This is a genomic window from Niveispirillum sp., from assembly GCF_052437035.1.
Classification (GTDB): domain Bacteria; phylum Pseudomonadota; class Alphaproteobacteria; order Azospirillales; family Azospirillaceae; genus Niveispirillum.
The window spans coordinates 1-1,683 of the sequence record NZ_JBQVOH010000028.1 but is presented as its reverse complement, the minus strand read 5'-3'; the positions used below and the strand labels follow the sequence as shown (position 1 = coordinate 1,683).

General features: G+C 67.2%; 1 protein-coding gene and 1 pseudogene. Both read right to left on the bottom strand.

The annotated features are described in order from the left end of the window. A partial coding sequence (locus ACT6Q8_RS25465; RefSeq protein WP_444739473.1) for a PQQ-dependent dehydrogenase, methanol/ethanol family occupies nucleotides 1-1,223 on the bottom strand: 1,223 nt, incomplete at its 3' end. Nucleotides 1,224-1,455: 232 nt separating this feature from the next. Continuing rightward, a pseudogene (locus ACT6Q8_RS25460) lies at nucleotides 1,456-1,683 on the bottom strand (quinoprotein relay system zinc metallohydrolase 1); the annotation flags it as partial.

Below are 1,683 nucleotides of genomic sequence, written 5' to 3'. Positions count from 1 at the left end.
ATCTGGTTCTTGCCACCCAGGAAGCCCGGCGCGGAGAACACCGCCTTGCCCTTGGCACCGTCGCCACCGGCGGCGGTCGGGTCGCCCGGGCGGTTGGTGTCGTCGAAGTTGGGGCGGCCGGTCTTGAGGTCGATGCCGGTGGCCCAGGTCACCTTCTTCACGAACGGGAAGGCGTTGACCAGTTTGCCGGTGGCCGCGTCGTTCACGTAGAAGAAGCCGTTGCGGTCGGCCTTGGCGCCCATGCGCTTGCCGTCCATGTCGAAAGTGACGAATTCGTTGACGCCGTCGTAGTCCCAGCCGTCGTTGGGCGTGCTCTGGTAGTGCCAGACGATCTTGCCGGTCTTCACATCGATCGCGACGGTCGAGGCCGAGTACAGGTTGTCGCCCTTGCGCACATGGCTGTTCCACGGGCCGGGGTTGCCGGTGCCGAAGTAGGCCAGGCCGGTCTTGGCGTCGTAGGTGCCGCCCAGCCAGGTGGCCGCGCCCCCGGTCTTCCACGTCTCGCCCGGCCAGGTGGCGTTGGTGGTGCCGGTGATGCCGTTTTCCTTGCCGTCCTTGTAGCCCATGTGGCCTTCGACGACGGGGCGCGTCCACACCATCTTGCCGGTGCGCGGGTCGCGCGCTTCCACGCGGCCGACCACACCGAACTCACCGCCCGAGACACCGGTCATCAGCAGGCCTTCGGCGATGAGGGGCGCGGCGGTGTAGCTGTAGCCGGCGGCGTAGTCGTCGATCTTCTCGCGCCACACCACCTTGCCCGTGTTCTGGTCGAGCGCGACCAGCTGCGCGTCGAGCGTGCCGAAGATCACCAGGTTGTCGTACAGCGCGGCGCCGCGGTTGATCACGTCGCAGCAGGGCATGATGCCTTCGGGCAGGCGGTGTTCGTACTTCCAGAGCTTCTCGCCGGTCTTGGTGTTGACCGCGTAGATGCGCGAGTAGGACGCGGTGACGAACATCTTGCCGTTGTGCACCAGCGGCTGCGACTGCTGGCCGCGCTGCTTCTCGCCGCCGAACGACATGGACCACACCGGCACGAGCTTGTTGATGTTGCGCTCGGTGATGCCGTTGAGCGTGGAATGGCGCTGGCCCTGGGTGCCCAGGCCCCAGCTCAACACGTTGTCGGGGGTCTTGGCGTCGTCGGCGATCATCGCGTCGGTCACGCCCTGGGCGCTCACGTGGGCGGTGGCGGCCAGAATCATCAGGCTCAATAGGGTGCGTTTCACAGTGTGTCTCCTGCTCGTTCGTGGATGTGTGATGCCTGCGACCGAGCACCATGCCCGGCCGCCCGTGAACACCCCGGCCCTGCAGCCGTCGGGGTTTGCACAGACAGCAAATGGCAACATCCATGCCAGCGTTTTCGAGCGGTTTTCCGGCCTGAAATGCGCCACCCCCGGGCCTCGCGGCGGGTCGCGGCTGTGACACTGTTCAGAAACGAATCAACCCCTGCAACAGGGTTCAGCGCGCGCGCGAATCCAGCGCCCGCTGTTCGTACCGCGGGTACCACTGCACGAGGCTGCGGTGCAGCTCGGCGGGCTGCGCGGCCCAGCCGGCGAAGCGCGCGGGCACGGGCGTGCGCAGCAGCTCGCTCAGGTCCAGGCCTTGTTCGGCGCTCGCCTGCATGAGCGTGGTGAGCCAGCGCAGCCAGTCGCGCGTCTGCTGCACACCCACCGGCCCGCTGTGCAC